We start from the raw sequence: 15,677 nt of genomic DNA on the forward strand, positions 1-15,677 counted from the left end.
TCATCACAGGTAGCAATCATGAGTTCATCGATTTCGTCGCTTGGCGTTGGTTCCGGACTGGATCTGAGTACCTTGTTGACCAATCTGCAGTCGGGGGAACAGGCAAAGCTCACGCCGATCACGGACCAGCAGACGGCGGCGACCTCCAAGCTGTCGGCCTATGGCGTGCTCCAGGGCGCCGTGGCCTCGTTCCAGACCACAGCCGCCGCGCTCGGCACGGCCAGCCTGTATAACAGCACGACCACTACGTCGAGCAACACCAGCGTGCTGACCACGGCCGCGGACAAGACCGCAGTAGCCGGTAGCTATGCCGTCAACGTGACGGCCCTGGCGCAGTCGCAGACGCTGGTGTCGAACGGCATCACCGACAGCACCGGCCAGCTGCTGGGCAGCGCCAGCATCAAGATCGAATTCGGCACCACCAGCGGCACGACGTTCACGCCGGGCAGCGGCACGCCCACCTCGATCAACATCAACGGCACCAACAACACGCTGACCGGCATCCGCGATGCCATCAACGCGGCCAATGCCGGCGTCACCGCCAGCATCGTCAATGACGGCAGCAGCGCGCCCTATCACCTGGTGATCACCTCCAACACGTCCGGCGCCGCCTCCAGCATGCGCGTGTCGGTGGCCAGCAATGGCGCGGGCGACCCCAGCACCATCAGCGGCCTGCTGTCGTATGATCCGGCGGGCACCAAGGCCATGACCGAGAACGTCAAGGCCGCGGACGCCAAGCTCACCGTCAATGGCCTGGCGATCACCAGCGCCACCAACACGGTCCAGGGCGCCGCGCAGGGCGTCACGATGAACCTGGCCACGCTCGGCTCCAGCACGATCAGCGTGTCCACCGACACCTCGACGATGGCCAGCGCGGTGCAGAGCTTTGTCACCGCCTACAACACGCTGCAGACCACGGCAGGCAATCTGTCCAGCTACGACGCGACCACCAAGACCGCGGGCGTACTGCTGGGCGACAGCACCCTGCGCACGATCGAGAACCAGCTGCGCTCCGTGATCAACACGCCGCAGACAGGCGCCAGCGGCAGCCTGAACAACCTGACGCAGATCGGCATCGGCTTCAACGCGAACGGCACCATGTCGCTGGACACCGCCAAGCTGAACAGCGTGCTAGCCAGCAACAAGGCCGGCGTGGCCCAGCTGTTCAGCGGCACCGACGGCAAGTCGGGCTATGGCAACCAGCTGGCGACCGTGGCAGCCGGCTTCTCCAGCGCCACCGGGGCACTGACCACCGCCACCAACGGCGTCAATGCGCAACTCAAGTCACTAGCTACGGACTACACCAACATGTCCGCCCAGATCGATGCCACCGTCGCGCAGTATCGTACCCAGTTCCAGCAACTGGACTCGATCATGTCGCAGATGACTGCCACCAAGAATTATCTGACGCAGCAGTTTTCTGCTGCAAGCGGCAAGACGGCCTGACCCACGTCACCCCGTTCGCAGCCGCCGCACCAAACCTAGGGATCGCCGCCATGTACGCACGCACTGCCGCCAACGCCTATGCCAATGTAGGCGTCCAGACCGGAGCCATGAGTGCTTCTCCGCACCGGCTCATCGTGATGCTGTTCGACGGCGCGCGGGCAGCCATCGCCCGCGCGCGCTTCCACATGGAGGCGGGCAAAATCGCCGACAAGGGCATGGCCATTTCGAAGGCGATCGAGATCATCGACAGCGGCCTGCGTGCCTCGCTGGACCACGGCGCCAGCGCCGAACTCGCGGGCAACCTCGATGCGCTCTACGAGTACATGACCCGCCAGCTCATGCTGGGCAACCTGCATAACGATGACGACCGGCTGTTCGAAGTGGACAAGCTGCTGGCCGACCTGGCCTCGGCGTGGAGCCAGATCGACCCCGCCGCGGAGCCGGAGCAACAGCCGCTGCGGCCCCCGGAAGCCGTCTCGGTAGGGGTATGACATGCTCAGACAAAAGAACCGACTCATCGCCTGCTATGAAGAACTGCTCGGCCTGTCCGGGCAGATGTGCGAAGCCGCACGCGCCAGCGACTGGGACAGCCTGAGCGCGTTGCAGACCCGTTACGTGGCCCAGGTCAACGTGCTGCGCAATAACGACGACGTAGCCTTGCTCTCGCCTCAGGAACGCCGCTACCGCTACCAGATGCTGGAGAGCATCCTGTCGCAGGATGCCGCCATCCGCAACCTGGTGATGCCCCAGCTCGAACGCCTCGGCAACCTGCTCAATCACTCGCGCCGCCGCCTGGAACTGCACCACACCTACGGCGCTGACGCAGCCCTCTGATACGCTGAATGGTCGGCATCAATCTTCCGCCGGACCCTTCGCTCGCGCTGCGTGCGGATACGCAAGGCCTCACATCCGCACTAAGCGTGGCCAAGCTGGCCGCGCTGTTGCCCACGGGCACCGTCACCGATACGGTGGGTCCCGCGACTGGCGGCCCCACGGTGCAGCAAGGCCGTCCCGGCCAGGTAACCGGCGGCGGGCTCAACCCCGCGGCCGGCACAGCGCCAGCCTCGGCACGTGAGACCTTGAGCTCGGCGGCGCGCGTCATCCTGGATATCCTGGAAGGCACCGAATCCACACCGCTGCGCGGCTCCGCCCCGCTCCTGCCCACACCGCCCGGCAGCGGCCAGGCTGCCGCGCTGGCCGGTGCGCTGGCGCGGCAGGTCGGGCAAAGCGGCTTGTTCTACGAATCCCATCTGGGACAGCTGCTCAACGGCACGCGCGGGCTGGACAGCCTGCTGCGCGAGCCGCAAGCCTTGCTGGGCCGCCCGCCGGGCACTCCTGGCAGCGGCAGCCCTGACGCGAGCGCCAACGCGGGCGGCGCGGCGCGGCCCGTGCTGGCGCTGACGTATGAACCCTCGGCAAGCCCCGCTGCGCCGCCAGCACCGGCGGCTCAGCCCCAGCCGCCGGCCGCCAGCGGTACGGCGATCAACCTTGCAGCCGCGGCCCTGGGGGCGCTCGTCGATGCCGAGGCGGGCCCCGCAGCCCCTGTGCCTGCGCCGCGGGGCTCAGGCAACAACAGCAGCAACACGGCGCAGCCCGCCGGTGCTGCCTCATCGCTGACAGTCCCGCAAGGCCCCTCGGCCCATCTTGCCCATCAGGCCACGCAGGCTTACCAGGCGGCGTCAGCGGCACAGGCAGACCCGCAGGCGCAAGCCAGGCACCTGCACATCGATAGCTCCTGGCGCGATGGCGGCACCGCGGCCGAGGCCCGGCAACTGGCGGCGCCGGTTGGCCCGCCGGTCCATCCCGACGCCGCCACGCTGGTGCGCCAGCAGCTCGACGCCCTCGCCACCCAGCAGTTCCGCTGGATGGGCGAAGCGTGGCCGGGCACGCCAATGGACTGGCAGATCCGGCGCGAGCCCGATGACAGCAAGGCACGCAGCCAGGGCGAAGGCCCCGACCCCGCCACCGGCGTGTGGTCGACGCGGCTGGTGCTGGAGTTCCCCAACCTCGGCACCGTGGAAGCACGCCTGAGCCTGGCTGGCAACGGCATCGAAGCTCGCCTGGCCGCGCCGGACTCGGTCAACCGCCTGAATGCGGCACGCGCGCAATTGCAGGATCGGCTGGCGGCCACCGGACTGAACCTCACCACGCTGGCGGTGGACGGCATCCTTTCGCCCGGCCGGAGCATCGGATCATGAGCTACCCGGACGATGTGCTCGACGGCAGCCCGCGCGGCAGCGCGGTCGCGCTGAGCTACGACGAAAGCCGCGACAGCGGCCCGCGCGTGGTCGCCAAGGGCTACGGCGAGGTCGCCGATGCCATCATCGCCCGCGCCCGCGAGAGCGGCGTCTACGTTCACAACTCGCCCGCGCTGGTAACCCTGCTGATGCAGGTCAACCTGGACTCGCACATCCCCCCGCAGCTCTACATGGCGGTGGCGGAACTGCTCGCGTGGCTGTATCAGCTCGAGCAGGACCAGGTTAGCGCCGGCCACCCATCCGGCACGCAGCACGGCAGCCAGGGCTGACGCCACCACCCGCCGCGCCAGGCTCCTGGCATCCACGCGGCGTATTCATCTCACGACTTCCAAGCCCCTCGAATTGGCCTTGTTTTTGGCCTGTATTCCCGCCTCCCCCTGCGTGACGCCCTGTTAAGTTTTAGGGGGCCGAAACAGCCTGGCAATTGCCCTTGCGAATACCGCCGTTCACGGCCCGCGGCGGCGCGCCAGCATCGCCATCAAGCGTACTACCTGTTCCAGCCCGCCAAGACGGGCTTAAACGATGAAACCACTCCAGACTGCTTCCAGGGCACCGCGTCAAATCGACAAGGCGCGCGAACTCTACAATGCCGGCCAATACCGCGCCGCGTTCAAGGAGGCCGAACGGGCGGAGCAAATCCATGGCAAGCGGGCCGACGCCAGCTATTGGCAAATGGCCGCGGCGCTGGGGATGCAGGATACGCAGCAAGCCGGCGAGATCCTGCGCGACGGTTTGCAGCGCTTCCCGGCGAACATCGACCTGATGTCGCTAGGCGGCTTCGTCCTGCTGCGCAATGGCAAGCACGAGGACGCCAGGCAGTTGCTGCAGCAATGCGTCGCCAACGCGCCGGGCTCCATCAGCGGATGGGTGCACTACGCCGCCCTGCTGCTGGAGCTGCGCGAGCCCGCGGCGGCGAAGGAAGCGGCGCTCAAGGCGCTGGCCATCGATCCGAACGAACCCATCGCCGCCTGCAACTACGCCCTCGCCCTGAAGGAAACCGGGGAGATGGGCGAGGCCATGGAGGCACTATGGAAAGCGGTAAGACTGGCCCCGAAGAATCTCGCCATCCGCGCCAACCTGCTGTTCGCCATGCTGTTCGCGCAGGAAACCACGGCGCCCGACCTGCTGCGCGAGGCCAGGGCCTACGAGCAGCTGCTGCTGGCCGGGCAGCGCTTCCCGCTGCGCAAGCACGCCCTGCGCCAGGACGGCGGCCCGATCCGCCTGGGCCTGCTATCCAATGACCTGCTGCGGCACGCCTGTGCCTACTTCATCCTGCCGCTGCTTGCCAACCTGGACCGCACCCGCGTAGAAGTGGTGGCGTTCTCGCTCAACCCGCAGAGCGACCACGTCACCGACAAGATCCGGCTGCACGCCAACCAGTTCATCGAGTTGGCCGGCAAGTCCACCGCCGACATCGTCGACATCGTGCGCGGTCAGCAGATCGACGTGCTGATCGACCTCGGCGGGCATACCGGAACTTCCCCGCTGCCCTATATGGTCCATGGCCTGGCGCCGGTACAGATGACATGGCTGGGCTACCCGGGCAGCACAGGGCTGAGCGCCATTGACTACCGCATCACCGACTGGACCTGCGATCCGGAAGGATTCGAGCCGCACTACAGCGAAGCCCTGCTCAGGGCGCCCGCCTTTTGCACCTATGCCCCGCTGATCCATAGCCCGCTCGAGACCTACGGCGCCAAGTACCGGGTCCAGGACACGCCCGCGTTGCGCAACGGGACTGGCGCGATCACCTTTGGCTCCTGCAACAACCTGGGCAAGGTGACCGACCAGACCCTTGCCCTGTGGGGCGCCGTGATGGCGCGCTGCCCCGGCAGCCGGCTGCTGATCGAAGCGCGCGACATCGACAACGACGCCGTGAGCGGACCGCTGCTGGCACGCCTGGCCCGGGTCGGCATCGACGCGGGCAGCGTCATCCGCGTTCCGCGGCTGGTGCAAAACCAGTACCTGACCTACAACAACATCGACATCGTCCTCGACACGTGGCCGCTGACCGGCGGCACCACCACGTGCGACGCCGTGTGGATGGGTGTGCCGGTGGTATCGCGGGCCGGCGCCGCCTACCATTCGCGGATCTCCGCGGGTGTCTTGCATGCCATCGGGCTCGATGGCCTGGTGTGCGCGGACGAACGCGAGTATGTCGAGGTCGCGGTGCACCTGGCGACCCACCTCGAAGAGCTCAATGCCTTGCGGCTATCGACCAGGCAGCGCTTCGAGCAGAGCCCCCTGGCCGACAGCGCAGGATTCGCGCGCTGGCTGGAAGATCAGTTGACCACCCTGGTCCAGCCCCACAGGCCGATCGATAGCCAGCCTGCCGGCTCGCTCGATGGCGTCTACTTCGCCGACGCCTGGCACACCATGGCGGAGATCGTGGTGGCGATCGCGGGCCTGCTGGATGCCCAGCGCTACGTGGAGCTGCGCAGCCTGATGGAGAACTTCTCCGCGAAATGGCCCAGGCACTGGATCACGGCCTATGTACTGGCCGAGATCGCGCATCACAGCGGGCAGCCCGAAGCCTGCGTCGAATACCTGATGGAGAGCATCGGCCTGCGTGCGTATCACCTGCCGCTCTATCGTGTGCTCAGCGCCCGCATGGATGCATACCAGTATGACAAGGGCATGCTGGCTGAATTCCTGCAACAGCAATTCGGCATGAGCCTGGCGTTCCTGGAGCAGCAAGGAACGCCCACGGTCCTCGAAGTGCTTGGCATCGACATCGCGCGAGCGCAAAACCTCGAACCAGCCCACGCCTGATGGCTGCCGCGCAAGCCCTGGCCGCGCGCCGCCTCGCCTGACAAACTAGCCCATCCACAATGAAGAACAACGCAGCCAGCTCCAAAGCGGATCGGTACCTCAAGAAGGCCGAGGCCAGCTACTTCGCCGGCCGGTACCATGAGGCCATCGAACATGCGGAGAAGGCCGGGAAGCTGGCCCCCGGCCTCTACCTGGCCTACTACTTGCGCGCCGTAGCCACGCTCGGCCTTCAGCAGATCGAGCAGGCTTACCGCATCGCGCAGGACGGGTTGAAGGCGCACCCGAACCAGCCTGACATGATCGCCACGGTCGCGCGCATCCTGTGCACGATGGGCAAGCTCGAGCCAGCTCGCATCATGCTGCGGGACTGCGTCGCCGCGCACCCGGGCAGCCTGGCGGCCTGGGCCAACTATGCCATCGTCCTGCAGAAGCTGGCCCTGCACGCGGACGCCAAGCACGCGTCTCTCAAAGCGCTCGAGATCGCCCCCAACAATCCCGCCATCCTGGCAAATTACGCCAACGACCTGAAAGACACGGGATTCGCGGAAGACGCGATCTCGGTACTCAGGAAGGCCGCGGCCCTTGACCCGGGCAACAAGAGCATCCGCTCCAATCTGCTGTTCCTCCTGCTGTTCGGCGAGAAGACGAGCGCCGGCGACCTGCTGAAGGAGGCCGGCAGCTTCGCGCAGTCGCTTGCTAGCAAGCGACTGCCTCTGCTGCCTGTGCAACAGAGGCCGGCGTCCGAGCGCATTCGCGTTGGTATTCTTTCGAATGACCTGTTCCGCCACGCGTGCGCCTACATCCTGGTTCCCTTCATCGCCAATCTGGACCGGGCGCGATTCGAAGTGGTAGCGCTCGGCCTGCACGCCTATCGGGACACCGTCACGCAGAAGATCGCCATGTATTGCGATCGCTTCGTCGACGTGGCCAACATGGCGGAGAACGAAGTCGTGCGGACAGTGCGCGAGGAAAACCTCGACCTGTTGATCGATCTCGGCGGCTACACGGGCACCTCGCCCTTGCACTACATGGTCTACGGCCTGGCCCCTGTCCAGCTCACCTGGCTGGGTTATCCCGGCAGCACCGGGATGCCAGCCATCCACCATCGCATCACGGACTGGATCGGCGACCCGGCGGGAGCCGAATCGCACTACACGGAGAACCTGTTGCGCGCGCCGGGCATCTTCGCGGTCTACTACCCGATGATCAATAGTCCGCTAAAGGCCTACCAGCCCGAATACCAGGTACGCGAAACGCCTGCTGCCCGCAACGGCTTCATCACCTTCGGCTCCTGCAACAACCTCGGCAAGATCACGGACCGCACGCTGCGGCTCTGGAGCACCACCCTGGCAAGCTGCGCGGATAGCCGGCTGCTGGTGGAAGCCGCGGAACTCGACCGGGACGAGGTAAGGATTCCGCTTCTGGAGCGCATGCAGCAGGCCGGAATCGATACGCAGCGGGTGACCTGCATCCCGAGGGAAGGCAAGAACCAATACCTGACCTACCACGATATCGACATCGTGCTCGATACCTCCCCCGTTACCGGCGGCAATACCACCTGCGACGCGCTCTGGATGGGCGTGCCCGTGGTCACGCTGGCCTGCGCCCCGTTCCACACCCGCGTTTCGGCGCCGTTCCTGCACGCCATGGGGCTGGACGAGCTGATCTGCGAAACCGAAGAAGCCTATGTCACGGTGGCGGCCAGCCTGGCCAGCAACCGCGAGCAGCTCAATGCCCTGCGCCTGAGCATGCGGCACCGCTTCGAGAAGAGCGCCATCTTCGACGCCGCCGGCTTCGCGCGCTGGTTCGAAAGCCAGGCGATAGCGCTGGTTGGCCAGCACCGCGACGTCAGCCATCTCGAGGCACGCACGCAGGATGGCGTGTTCTGCGCCGGCGCATGGCATTCCATGGAAGAACTCGTGCTGACCATCGGCCTGCTGCTGGAGGAAGGGCGGCATATCGAGCTGAGCAGCCTGCTGGAGAACATGTCGGCAAAGTGGAGCAAGCACTGGCTGGTCGCGTTCGCGCTGGGCGAGATGCAGCAGCACCTGGGCAACCACGACCGCGCCCTCGAACTGCTGATGGAGAGCATCAACCTGCGCCCGTACCACGTGCCGCTCTATCGGCTGCTGAGCGTACGCATGGACGAAGGCGGCCACGATAAAAGCCCCCTGGCTGACATCCTGCAGCAGCAGTTCGGCCTGGACCTCGCCTTGATCGAGCGCCAGGGCAAACCCACGACCCATGAAATCCTGGGCATCCAGGTATTGGAGGAAGCCGCATGAAAGCCGTCATCCTGGCGGGCGGGCTTGGTACCCGCATTTCCGAAGAATCGCACCTGCGCCCCAAGCCGATGATCGAGATCGGCGGCAAGCCGATCCTGTGGCACATCATGAAGATGTACGCGGCGCACGGCATCAATGATTTCATCATCTGCCTGGGCTACAAGGGCTACGTCATCAAGGAGTACTTCGCCAACTACTTCCTGCACATGTCGGATGTCACCTTCGATATGTCGGAGAACCGCATGGACGTGCATTGCCGCAAGGCAGAGCCGTGGCGGGTCACGCTGGTCGACACCGGCGAAGATGCGCAAACCGGCGGCCGGCTGCGCAGGGTGCGCGACTACCTCACGCCTGGCGAGTCGTTCTGCTTCACCTACGGCGACGGTGTCTCCAGCATCGACCTGAGCGCGGAGATCGCTTTCCACCGCAACCACGGACGCTGGGCAACCGTCGCCGCAGTGCAACCTCCCGGGCGCTATGGCGCACTCGAGCGGACCACTGAGGGCATGGTCACCGGTTTTTCCGAGAAGCCGCGCGGCGATGGCGGCTGGATCAACGGGGGCTTCTTCGTGCTCGAGCGCGAGGTGCTGGACCTGATCGCCGACGACCAGACCCCCTGGGAACAAGCGCCGATGAAGGAACTGGCGCGCCTGGGGCATCTCCTGGCCTACGAGCACGACGGATTCTGGCAGCCCATGGACACGCTGCGCGAGAAGACCCAGCTGGAAGAAATGTGGCAGTCCGGCTCCGCTCCCTGGAAATGCTGGTAATGCGTGCACTGTCCTGCTACGCCGGGCGCTCTGTCTTCCTGACGGGCCATACCGGCTTCAAAGGCGCCTGGATGGCGATGTGGCTGACCCGGCTGGGCGCGCGCGTGAGCGGCTATGCCCTGCCCTGCGCCACCAGCCCGGCGCTGTTCACCCTGGCCGATGTCGAGGCTGGCATGCACGCGCACCACCATGGCGACGTCCGCGACCAGGCTGCCTTGACCGCCGCGCTGCATGCGGCACAGCCCGAAATCGTCTTCCACCTCGCCGCGCAGCCGCTGGTACGCGCCAGCTACCATCAGCCGGTGCAAACGTGGTCGACCAATGTGATGGGCACCGTGCACCTGCTGGAGGCCGTGAGGGCCTGCCCATCGGTGCGCGCCGTGGTGGTGGTCACCACCGACAAGAGCTATGAGAACCGCGAATGGCTGTGGGGCTACCGCGAGACCGACCCGCTCGGCGGCCACGATCCCTACAGTGCCAGCAAGGCCGGCGCGGAGCTCGTGGCGGCGAGCTACCGGCAGGCCTTCCTGGCCGGGAGCGGCGTACTGGTGGCGACCGCGCGTGCCGGCAACGTGATCGGCGGCGGCGACTGGTCCATGGATCGCCTGATCGCGGATGCCGCCCGCGCCGCCGCGGCGGCGCAGCCACTGCGCATCCGCAGCCCGGAAGCCACCCGTCCCTGGCAGCACGTGCTGGAGTCGCTGCGTGGATACCTGCTGCTGGGCGAACGCCTGTGGGCAGGCGAACAGGCACTGGCCGGCGCCTTCAACTTTGGTCCCGCCGCTACCGATAACCTCCCTGTGGCCGAGGTCCTCACGCGTCTGCAGGCTCACTGGCCAGCCTTGCAATGGGAGGTCGACGAGGCCGCCCGGGAGCAAGCGCCGCATGAGGCCCGCTACCTGTATCTCGATTCGGCCAAGGCCCGGCAAGTGCTGTCGTGGCGTCCGCGCTGGACGCTTGACGAGGCACTGGCCGCTACCGCCGAGTGGTATGGCACGGTCCAGCGCGACCCACATCAGGCGCGCAGGCTCTCCGAACAACAACTGGATCGATTCTGCTCATGACAGACGCCGCACCCAACCACGGTAACTGCCGCGCCTGCGGCGCGCCGCTGGTGCACACCTTCGTCGATCTGGGACTGTCCCCGGTCTCCAACGCCTTCATCAAGCGCGAAGACGCTGGCAAGGGCGAGATGTTCTATCCCCTGCATGCGCTAGTCTGCGACCACTGCTGGCTGGTGCAGCTCAGCGACGTGACGGGGGCCCAGGCCCACTTTCACGACGACTACGCCTACTTCTCTTCGTTCTCCGCCTCCTGGCTGGAGCACGCCCGCCGCTACGTCGAGGACATGACGAAGCGCTTCGCGCTGGGAGGGGACAGCCGCGTGATGGAGATCGCCAGCAACGATGGCTACCTGCTGCAGTACTTTGTGCAGGCCGGCATCGATTGCCTGGGCATCGAGCCCACGGGCAATACCGCCGCGGCCGCGCGCGAACGCGGTGTCGCCAGCCGCGAAGTGTTCTTTGGCCGCGAAACCGCACAGTCGCTGCGCGACGAGGGCTGGCAGGTCGATCTCCTGCTTGGCAACAACGTGCTGGCGCATGTGCCTGACCTCAATGACTTTGTTGGCGGCATGCCTCGCGTCCTCAAGGCTGAAGGGGTGATCACCCTTGAGTTCCCGCACCTGTTGCGCCTGATGGCCGAAACGCAGTTCGATACGCTGTACCACGAGCATTTCTCCTACCTGTCGCTAAGCGCGCTGCTGCCGGTGTTTGCACGCGCGGGCTTGCGCGTGTTCGACGTGCAGACCCTGCCCACTCATGGCGGCAGCCTGCGCCTCTTTGTCTGTCACCAGGCTGCCGCGCACGCGGTCACAGCGCAGGTCGCGCAATGCCTGGCGGCGGAGCAAGCCGCCGGCCTGACCACGCTCGCGCCTTACACCGCCTTTGCGGAAGCGGTGCGCGCCACCAAGCGCAGCCTGCTTGACTTTCTCGTGACCGCGCGGCGCGCCGGCAAGCGCGTCGTTGGCTATGGCGCACCGGCCAAAGGCAACACCTTGCTCAACTATTGCGGCATCGGCACCGATTTCATCGACTACACCGTGGACCGGAATCCCCACAAGCAAGGCACGCTGTTGCCAGGCTCGCGCATTCCGGTGCTGGCGCCCGAAGCCATCGACGCGGATCGTCCTGACTACGTGCTGATCCTGCCCTGGAACCTGCGCGAGGAGATCATGGGCCAGATGGCGCATATCCGCGAATGGGGCGGCAAGTTCCTGGTGCCGATCCCGGAGGTGCGTAGTCTATGAAGTTCGTTGCCGCCCGCATGCCTGGCGTGCTCCTGGTCGAGCCCGAGCAGCTCCGCGATGACCGCGGCCATTTTGCTCGCACCTGGTGCGAGCAGGCGTTTCACGAGCAGGGCCTGGATGCGCGCCTGGTTCAGTGCAACGTGTCCTATAGCCGCCAGCGCGGGACGCTGCGTGGCATGCACTACCAGACGGCACCGTACGCGGAAGCCAAGCTGATCCGGGTGACCCGGGGCAAGGTGCATGACGTGCTGCTGGACCTTCGCGAAGGCACGCCGGGCTTCGGCCAGTGGCAGGCGTTTGAGCTCAGCAGCGACAACGCCGCCATGCTGTACGTGCCGCAAGGCGTGGCGCACGGCTTCCAGACCCTTTGCGACGACACCGAGATGTTCTACCAGATGTCCGCGCCCTACTCTGCCGCCCACGCGGCGGGCGTGCGGTGGAACGATCCCGCTTTCGATATTCCCTGGCCGCTGGAGAACCCCATCCTCTCTCCACGCGACCAACAACATCCACTGTGGCAACACCAACCCAACGCAGGAGACCCGACATGATTCCGATGTTCAAACCGCTGATCGAAGAAGAAGAAATCCAGGCGAGCCGCGAAGCCCTTGAGCTCGGCTGGCTCGGCATGGGCAGCTACGTGTCCGCGTTCGAGGAAGAAGTCAAGAAGCTGATCGGCGCCGAAGACAAATACGTAGCCGCCGTCAGCACCGGCACGGCCGGCCTGCACGTGGCACTGCTCGTGGCCGGCGTGGGCCCGGGCGACGAGGTCATCGTTTCGTCGTTCAACTGTTCGGCGGACTTCCAGGTCATTACGCAGGTGGGCGCCGAGATCGTGTTCTGCGACTGCGAAGACGACACGCTGTGCATCGACCTCAAGCGCGCCGAAGAGCTGGTCACCGAGCGCACCAAGGCCATCATCGTGATGGACTACGACTGCCTGCTGTGCGACCACGACGAAGTGGCCGCGTTCGCCCAGCGCCACAAGCTGCGCGTCATTCACGATGCGGCGCACTCCTTTGGCTCCAAGTACAAGGGCAAGCCGGTCGGCAGCTTCTCCGATATCTGCGTGTTCAGCCATGATCCGGTGAAGACCGTGACCTGCCTGGACGGCGGCACCATCGTGGTCAGCACGCCCGAGGACCTGAAACTGGTGCATGAGCTGCGTCTGCTTGGCATGCAACAGCCGGCAGCCGTGATGTACAAGAACCAGCGTGCATGGACCTTCGACGTGGAACGCGTTGGCTATCGCTATCACATGATCAATATGCATGCTGCCGTCGGCCTGGCGCAGTTGCGCAAGATCGGCACCATCGCGAAGACGCGCCGCGATGCCTGCGTGGAGTACAGCCGCTTGCTGGCCGATGTGCCCATGGTGCGCACGCCGAAGTCGAAGTTCGAAGATGTGAACCCGTTCTTGTACTACATCCGCGTGCCCGAAGGCCATCGCGACGATCTGCGCGCGTACCTCAAGGAGAACGGCGTTGACACCGGCATCCACTGGCAGCCGGGCCACTGGTTCACGCTGTGGAAGGACTGCAAGGCGGGCGACCTGTCGGTCACCAACAGTGTTGGCAAGGAAATCCTGTCGCTGCCGCTGTACTCCAAGATGGATCTGGCGATCGTGCGCGAAGTGGCCGCCAAGGTGCGTAGCTATTTTGACAAAGTGGTGGGCTGATATGGACACGCGCATCTCCGGCAAAGAGCTGATCGCCAGCATCAAGGCCAGCGCCGCGACGAGCCAGGTGGGCGTGGTCATCCCGGTCGGCCGGCCGGTCGTGGCCGTATTGCGGCCCATTCCGACCCGGCCCGGCTGCATCGCGCAGACCGACCTGGAATTGCTCAGCGAATGGCGCAATCGCCATGTGAAGTCCTTCCTGACCGAGTTCGCCGCGCATGCCAAACGCACCGAGCAGTGGCTGGTGGACTACGTGCACGCCAACCCCTCGAAGCTGCTGTTCATGGTGGAAAGCCTTGACGGGACGCCGCTTGGCCATGTCGGCATCGATTTCATCGACTGGGATACCAGCTACGGTGAAGCGGATGCCATCGTCAGCGGTGGCGCCTCCCCGCGCGGGCTGATGAAGGAAGCCCTGCGCACGATGCTGGACTGGGCCGAGCACCAGCTCGGCCTGCGCCACCTCGCGGTCAGGGTGCGATCCGACAATAGCGCGCTGGAGTTCTATCGCAAGGTCGGCTTCGTCGAGGAAAAGCGAGTCCCCCTGAATGTGGAGAGATCGCAAGACATGGTGCGCTGGTACGAGGACCCTGCCGTGCAGGATCCGCAAGCCGCCTTGGTCTACATGAACTACCGCAAGCAGGCATGAAGCTCATCGGCACCGACCGGGCCGGACTGGCCAGCTATGTGCAAGCACAGCTGGCCAGCTTTTTTCCGGATGGCGCGGATCACCGGACCGCGCTCGAACGCTATCTGGACGAGGCACTCGCCAGGACCGGCCGTTGCGTCGACGCGGTCCGGATGTGGCGGCCAGGTGAATTCGACTACCTGCACTCCAGCCAGTACGCCACCTTTCTCTACTACCTGTCCAACTCGATCTGGCGCGATGGCGGCGACCCGCGCGCCTGCACCAAGCTGTTCTGCCTGAACAAGGCGCTCAACGCGATGGACCTCTTCTACGAGGTGATCATGCCCGAAGTCTTCCTGATCGGGCACTCGGTCGGCATCGTGCTGGCAAAAGCCACCTACGGCAATTACCTGGTGCTGTACCAGAACTCCACGGTCGGCAAGAACCACGGCGCAGCCCCGGTGATCGGAGACGGCGTGGTGATGTATCCCAATACCGCCATCATTGGCCGCAGCCATGTGGGCAATGGGTCGGTGATTGCGCAGGGGGTCAGCGTGATCAATCGCGATACGCCAGGGGATTGCCTGGTGTATGCGGGACATGCCGGCGACCTGGTCTGCAAGCCAGCGCGCGAACCGGCGGCGGAAGAGTACTTCCGGCTGTAAGTTTCCGGGGCCTGCCGGCCCGTGCCGCAAGGAGCGCAAGCGGTAACGAAGGCATAGCGGCATGGCAAGCGCCCGCCCTCTCCCCCGTCCCCTCTCCCGCAAGCGGGAGAGGGGCGCCAACCGGCGGCAAGATCAACCAACTGTGGTAGCCGTGTAAAGCGCCCGAAGGGCGGGAAACACCCCAACGCGATGCGAAGCGAGCCGTCAAGGTTTACCTAGGCCGTATGGGGCGCCTCGGGATTCGGCGAGAAGAGCGGAAAAGAGGGACCCATGTCTGAGTATCGCCTTAAGGCGATGCGAGTTTGGGTCCCGGCCGCTCTTTTCGCCGAATCCCGAGGAGGGTGTCGCCCCATCCGGCGCGCCTTTTTTGCCTACTTTTTTGGCAAGACAAAAAAGTAGGTCGCCGCCCCGCAGGGGTGGTGAAACGGCAGTTGCCTTTGACCTTGAAGTTAAGCCGTTGCAGCTAGCCTCCAAGCAGCCACAAGCCACTCCCCTCAAACCGTCATGCTCATCATCTCCTGATAAGCCGCCGTCAACCGGTTCCGAACCTGTACCCCGGTCTGAAACGAAACATTGGCCTTCTGCATATCGATCATCACATCGTTGAGCGACACACCCGGCTTGCCAAGCTCAAACGCCTCAGCCTGCCCATAAGCCTTCTCCTGCACGTTGCTGATGCGCGCCAGCGAACGCTGGAGCTCGCCGGCAAAACCGCCGGAGGAAACGGCGGAAGCCTGGCTTTCCTGCCCGGTGGCGCTCTGGGCCAGCCCGCGCAGTTGCTGCAACATGCCGTCGATGGAAGAGATGGTAGTCATGGCGATCCGCTTGGAACCCGCCCCGCCCTGGCCAGCCAAAGCCCGCCCCGGG

General features: G+C 65.4%; 15 protein-coding genes. 14 read left to right on the plus strand and 1 reads right to left on the minus strand.

Going from position 1 to position 15,677, the window contains the following annotated elements; all coding sequences use genetic code 11:
* The first annotated feature begins 18 nt into the window (after positions 1-18).
* The 14 genes from fliD (at position 19) to AB4061_RS32505 (ending at position 14,810) form a co-directional block, all read left to right on the plus strand.
* The gene (gene fliD, locus AB4061_RS32440) at positions 19-1,446 is read left to right on the plus strand and encodes a flagellar filament capping protein FliD (protein ID WP_441640304.1); all 1,428 of its coding nucleotides are present in this window, start codon (positions 19-21) and stop codon (positions 1,444-1,446) included.
* A 50-nt stretch (positions 1,447-1,496) separates the two neighbouring features.
* The gene (gene fliS, locus AB4061_RS32445) at positions 1,497-1,937 is read left to right on the plus strand and encodes a flagellar export chaperone FliS (RefSeq protein ID WP_441640305.1); all 441 of its coding nucleotides are present in this window, start codon (positions 1,497-1,499) and stop codon (positions 1,935-1,937) included.
* A gap of 1 nt (position 1,938) precedes the next feature.
* Complete coding sequence (locus AB4061_RS32450; RefSeq protein ID WP_416051757.1) at positions 1,939-2,280, plus strand: flagellar protein FliT; 342 nt, start codon at positions 1,939-1,941, stop codon at positions 2,278-2,280.
* An 8-nt stretch (positions 2,281-2,288) separates the two neighbouring features.
* A complete protein-coding gene (gene fliK / locus AB4061_RS32455) occupies positions 2,289-3,644 on the plus strand; it encodes a flagellar hook-length control protein FliK (protein WP_441640306.1) in 1,356 nt (451 codons plus the stop codon).
* Positions 3,641-3,973 carry an EscU/YscU/HrcU family type III secretion system export apparatus switch protein gene (locus tag AB4061_RS32460; protein WP_441640307.1) on the plus strand — a complete coding sequence of 111 codons (333 nt, stop codon included), beginning with the start codon at positions 3,641-3,643 and terminating at the stop codon, positions 3,971-3,973. Before fliK ends, AB4061_RS32460 begins: the two co-directional genes overlap by 4 nt.
* A gap of 253 nt (positions 3,974-4,226) precedes the next feature.
* Complete coding sequence (locus AB4061_RS32465) at positions 4,227-6,476, plus strand: O-linked N-acetylglucosamine transferase, SPINDLY family protein (protein WP_441640308.1); 2,250 nt, start codon at positions 4,227-4,229, stop codon at positions 6,474-6,476.
* Between the two features lie 59 nt (positions 6,477-6,535).
* A complete protein-coding gene (locus AB4061_RS32470; protein WP_441640309.1) occupies positions 6,536-8,761 on the plus strand; it encodes an O-linked N-acetylglucosamine transferase, SPINDLY family protein in 2,226 nt (741 codons plus the stop codon).
* Complete coding sequence (rfbF, locus tag AB4061_RS32475; RefSeq protein WP_441640310.1) at positions 8,758-9,531, plus strand: glucose-1-phosphate cytidylyltransferase; 774 nt, start codon at positions 8,758-8,760, stop codon at positions 9,529-9,531. The genes AB4061_RS32470 and rfbF overlap by 4 nt, the downstream gene beginning before the upstream one ends.
* Positions 9,531-10,595 (plus strand): CDP-glucose 4,6-dehydratase, encoded by a 1,065-nt coding sequence (rfbG, locus tag AB4061_RS32480; protein ID WP_441640311.1) that lies wholly within the window; start codon positions 9,531-9,533, stop codon positions 10,593-10,595. The genes rfbF and rfbG overlap by 1 nt, the downstream gene beginning before the upstream one ends.
* A complete protein-coding gene (locus AB4061_RS32485) occupies positions 10,592-11,839 on the plus strand; it encodes a methyltransferase domain-containing protein (RefSeq protein WP_441640312.1) in 1,248 nt (415 codons plus the stop codon). The genes rfbG and AB4061_RS32485 overlap by 4 nt, the downstream gene beginning before the upstream one ends.
* On the plus strand, positions 11,836-12,390 hold the full coding sequence (rfbC, locus tag AB4061_RS32490) for a dTDP-4-dehydrorhamnose 3,5-epimerase (RefSeq protein ID WP_441640313.1): 555 nt from the start codon (positions 11,836-11,838) through the stop codon (positions 12,388-12,390). The genes AB4061_RS32485 and rfbC overlap by 4 nt, the downstream gene beginning before the upstream one ends.
* On the plus strand, positions 12,387-13,517 hold the full coding sequence (locus tag AB4061_RS32495) for a DegT/DnrJ/EryC1/StrS family aminotransferase (RefSeq protein ID WP_441640314.1): 1,131 nt from the start codon (positions 12,387-12,389) through the stop codon (positions 13,515-13,517). Before rfbC ends, AB4061_RS32495 begins: the two co-directional genes overlap by 4 nt.
* A gap of 1 nt (position 13,518) precedes the next feature.
* Entirely contained in the window at positions 13,519-14,166 is a 648-nt protein-coding gene (locus AB4061_RS32500; RefSeq protein WP_441640315.1) for a GNAT family N-acetyltransferase, read from the plus strand.
* Entirely contained in the window at positions 14,163-14,810 is a 648-nt protein-coding gene (locus AB4061_RS32505; RefSeq protein ID WP_441640316.1) for a hypothetical protein, read from the plus strand. Before AB4061_RS32500 ends, AB4061_RS32505 begins: the two co-directional genes overlap by 4 nt.
* Before the next feature lie 494 nt (positions 14,811-15,304).
* Here AB4061_RS32505 and fliE read toward each other — a convergent pair whose 3' ends face one another.
* On the minus strand, positions 15,305-15,625 hold the full coding sequence (fliE, locus tag AB4061_RS32510; protein ID WP_441640317.1) for a flagellar hook-basal body complex protein FliE: 321 nt from the start codon (positions 15,623-15,625) through the stop codon (positions 15,305-15,307).
* Between the last annotated feature and the right edge of the window lie 52 nt (positions 15,626-15,677).

The sequence above is a fragment of the Cupriavidus sp. YAF13 genome (assembly GCF_052113425.1).
Lineage (GTDB): Bacteria > Pseudomonadota > Gammaproteobacteria > Burkholderiales > Burkholderiaceae > Cupriavidus.

Excerpts from the sequence above, each read along its gene's own strand:
- fliD (WP_441640304.1), top strand. The coding sequence starts at position 19 with ATGAGTTCATCGATTTCGTCGCTTGGCGTTGGTTCCGGACTGGATCTG.
- fliS (WP_441640305.1), top strand. The coding sequence starts at position 1,497 with ATGTACGCACGCACTGCCGCCAACGCCTATGCCAATGTAGGCGTCCAG.
- AB4061_RS32450 (WP_416051757.1), top strand. The coding sequence starts at position 1,939 with ATGCTCAGACAAAAGAACCGACTCATCGCCTGCTATGAAGAACTGCTC.
- fliK (WP_441640306.1), top strand. The coding sequence starts at position 2,289 with ATGGTCGGCATCAATCTTCCGCCGGACCCTTCGCTCGCGCTGCGTGCG.
- AB4061_RS32460 (WP_441640307.1), top strand. The coding sequence starts at position 3,641 with ATGAGCTACCCGGACGATGTGCTCGACGGCAGCCCGCGCGGCAGCGCG.
- AB4061_RS32465 (WP_441640308.1), top strand. The coding sequence starts at position 4,227 with ATGAAACCACTCCAGACTGCTTCCAGGGCACCGCGTCAAATCGACAAG.
- AB4061_RS32470 (WP_441640309.1), top strand. The coding sequence starts at position 6,536 with ATGAAGAACAACGCAGCCAGCTCCAAAGCGGATCGGTACCTCAAGAAG.
- rfbF (WP_441640310.1), top strand. The coding sequence starts at position 8,758 with ATGAAAGCCGTCATCCTGGCGGGCGGGCTTGGTACCCGCATTTCCGAA.
- rfbG (WP_441640311.1), top strand. The coding sequence starts at position 9,531 with ATGCGTGCACTGTCCTGCTACGCCGGGCGCTCTGTCTTCCTGACGGGC.
- AB4061_RS32485 (WP_441640312.1), top strand. The coding sequence starts at position 10,592 with ATGACAGACGCCGCACCCAACCACGGTAACTGCCGCGCCTGCGGCGCG.
- rfbC (WP_441640313.1), top strand. The coding sequence starts at position 11,836 with ATGAAGTTCGTTGCCGCCCGCATGCCTGGCGTGCTCCTGGTCGAGCCC.
- AB4061_RS32495 (WP_441640314.1), top strand. The coding sequence starts at position 12,387 with ATGATTCCGATGTTCAAACCGCTGATCGAAGAAGAAGAAATCCAGGCG.
- AB4061_RS32500 (WP_441640315.1), top strand. The coding sequence starts at position 13,519 with ATGGACACGCGCATCTCCGGCAAAGAGCTGATCGCCAGCATCAAGGCC.
- AB4061_RS32505 (WP_441640316.1), top strand. The coding sequence starts at position 14,163 with ATGAAGCTCATCGGCACCGACCGGGCCGGACTGGCCAGCTATGTGCAA.
- fliE (WP_441640317.1), bottom strand. The coding sequence starts at position 15,625 with ATGACTACCATCTCTTCCATCGACGGCATGTTGCAGCAACTGCGCGGG.